The following is a 2469-nucleotide window of genomic DNA, read 5'->3' on the forward strand; positions in this document are numbered from 1 at the left end:
TCCACCACTGCCTGCCCGGCCGAGTCGCCGTCAACCCGTACCCACGCCTTGCCCTCATATGCGCTCTGCAAGTGCAGGAAGACCATCAGTCGGTGGAAGTCGTCCACTTTGGCATCGACCCTGTTCACGCCCGCGGCGGACACCGTTCGAAGCTTCCCCTTCAGTCCGGGCGCGAACCACGGGATGAGAAACTTTCCAATGAGGGTCTCCGCGGACGCTTCCTCCAGGATCAACCAGCCCGACCACAAATCGAAGTCGGCGAACGAGTAGCCTAGGTCCTCTAGGACTGCGATGCGGGCCGTCGCTGTGTGCGCCACGACCTCAACCTTAGACGTCGTCGGAAGGATGCCCTCCTCAGCCGTTACACGAAGCAGAGTACTGCGCGGCGCCGCGCACAGATGCCTAACTACGATGTTGGAGTGAGTCGAGATTACGAACTGATTCCGCACTGAAGACACGATGATGAGATCTAGCAGTGCCTTCAGCGCGCCTGGGTGCAGGTCGTTCTCCGGTTCCTCGATCAGCAATATCTTGTCTTGCGAGACCGCCAGGTTGGCCAGCATGTGGACGATGTTGGAAACCCCCTCCCCCATCTGGTCCATCGGAAGAGTGGCTCCGCTCGGCAGATAGGCTCCAGGCCTCTGACCATTCGGCGACAAGATCGGGCCAACGTGGAATCCGAGCAGCTCATAGCAGGCGTCGGCGAACTGTTGATGTCCGGGATATCCACGGACTGATACCCGGGCCAGCTTCGCGGCTAGGCTGCTCTGGTCCAGCGCAACATTGGTTGCGGTGTGCTGCCGAACCTCTTCGCTGTATTGACCAGCCTTTCTCCTGGCCAAGATCGGCACTACGAGATGGTTGGGTTCCTTGTTCGGGAAGCGGGTGTCACCTTTCAGTCCCGATGGATTTCCGTCAATGGTCAGAGTGGATTGTTCCGACTTACTCTCTCCATCAGTGAAGACCATGGTCAACGACGAAGAGACAGYGGGACGTCCAACGCGCAGTCCCCAGTGCTCGTGCTGGCCCTCCAACCTCACAAAAATTGAGGCCTGAGATTCCCCAAGGCGGACATCTGGATATGGGTCAAGCCCGTGCTGCATTAGATGCAAGCCGCGGATGATGCTCGACTTCCCCGTGTTGTTCTTGCCGATTAACACCGTGATCGGACTAAGCGGAATCTCCTGCGTGTCCGCGAAGGACCTGAAGTTTTGCAGTCGGATGCTCGTTGCGCGCATGTTCCCTCCCTTGGGCTCTTTTGCAAGCAGCTTAGCTGCCAGCCGCTCACAGTGGTACCAGGGCGGACGCCACATTTTCCGGAATCGGTGGCAAGCAGATTGATGTGCCGAAAGCCAGCCGAGCGACCGCTCTACCTGAGTCGCTCCCACGCCCCCCAACAAACAAGAAAGCCCCTGCTACCCGACAAGCAAGCAACAGGGGCGGGGAAGGCTCAGCCTTTCAGGCGAGCACTTCGGTCACGATGCCAGCGCCGACGGTCTTGCCGCCTTCACGCATGGCGAAGCGCATGCCGTTCTCGATCGCGACCGGCTTGTTCAGCTCGAAGCTGATCAGAGCCTGCGCGCCGGGTTCGACAACGCCGGCATCGGCGTCGACGCTGATAACGCCGGTCACATCGGTAGGGCCGAAGAAGAACTGCGGCTGGTAGCCGGAGCCGAACGGGGTGTGGCGGCCGCCTTCTTCCTTGCTGAGGACGAAGATCTGGGCGCGCCCCGTGCGGTAGGGCTTCAGCGCGCCGGGCTTCACCACGACCTGGCCGCGCACGACGTCGTCACGCTTGACGCCGCGCAGCAGCAGGCCCACGTTCATACCGGCACGACCTTCGGCCACGTCCTTGTGGAAGGACTGCACGCCGGTGACCACGACAGGGTCGTCACCAGCCGAGCTGAGGCCGACGATCTCCAGCGAGTCGCCGACGCGGATCACGCCGCGCTCGACACGGCCGCTGATGACGGTGCCGCGGCCCGCGATAGTGTGCACGGCCTCGACGGGCATCATGAACGGGCTGGCGTAGTCGCGCACCGGGTCAGGGATGCGCGAGTCCAGTGCGTTCACCAGCTCGACGATGCATTGCACGTCCGGGCCATCCAGCTCGCCACGTTCAGCGGCGGCCAGCGCCTTCATCGCGCTGCCGAAGACAAAGGCGGGCTCCGTGTAGCCATGGGTGGCCAGCAGGGCGCCGATCTCCATCTCGATCAGCTCGGCGATGTCGGCACGGTCGCTCTCGGGCACCAGGTCCATCTTGTTCACGAACACCACCATGTGGCCCACGTTCACCTGGCGAGCCAGGAGCACGTGCTCGATGGTCTGGCGGGCGGCGCCTTCGGTGCCGTCGACCAGCAGGATGGCGCCGTCCATCTGCGAGGCGCCGGTGATCATGTTCTTGATGTAGTCAGCGTGGCCCGGGCAGTCGATGTGGGCGTAGTGGCGCGTGTCCGACTCGTACTCGAC

The 2469-nt window shown here is 62.4% G+C and carries 2 protein-coding genes and 1 pseudogene; all 3 read right to left on the reverse strand.

Annotated elements, in window-relative coordinates; translation table 11 throughout:
* Positions 1-968 (reverse strand): ATP-dependent nuclease (locus AC1DU6_RS27275; protein WP_477860953.1); only part of this gene is annotated, 968 nt, incomplete at its 3' end.
* Between the two features lie 132 nt (positions 969-1100).
* Positions 1101-1313: pseudogene (locus AC1DU6_RS27280) on the reverse strand (AAA family ATPase); the annotation flags it as partial.
* A 145-nt stretch (positions 1314-1458) separates the two neighbouring features.
* Positions 1459-2469, reverse strand: a 1011-nt coding sequence (locus tag AC1DU6_RS27285; protein ID WP_477860951.1) for a GTP-binding protein, incomplete at its 5' end; no start/stop codon positions are given.

This window comes from Roseateles sp. P5_B10, from assembly GCF_056400485.1.